We start from the raw sequence: 293 nt of genomic DNA on the forward strand, positions 1-293 counted from the left end.
CGGGTGAAATCTGCGGGTTTACCAGCGTCACTTTACCTGGTAATGCTTCAAACGCGGCATACAGCTTACGCGTCAGCACGCCGATATCCTGCGGACTGGCGGAGACGCTAAGGTTATTGCGACGCGCAAAGCGGATCAGATTACGGTAGCTCTGCATCATCGCGTCGAGCAACTCGTTGTGCGCCTCACGCACCTGATCAATCTTCCAGTTAGCGCGGTTATCGAGCATTGCCAGACGAGCTTCGTCCCAACCCCACTCGCTCACTAACTGGCTCAACACTGCGCGACGCCAG

The 293-nt window shown here is 56.7% G+C and carries 1 protein-coding gene; it reads right to left on the reverse strand.

Annotated features, from left to right (window positions below; genetic code table 11):
- Window positions 1-293, reverse strand: a 293-nt coding sequence (locus PZH32_RS13425) for a class I adenylate cyclase (RefSeq protein WP_275208753.1), incomplete at both ends; no start/stop codon positions are given.

Origin of the sequence: Adlercreutzia equolifaciens, assembly GCF_029076695.1 — a bacterium.
Taxonomy (GTDB): Bacteria; Actinomycetota; Coriobacteriia; order Coriobacteriales; family Eggerthellaceae; genus Adlercreutzia; species Adlercreutzia equolifaciens_A.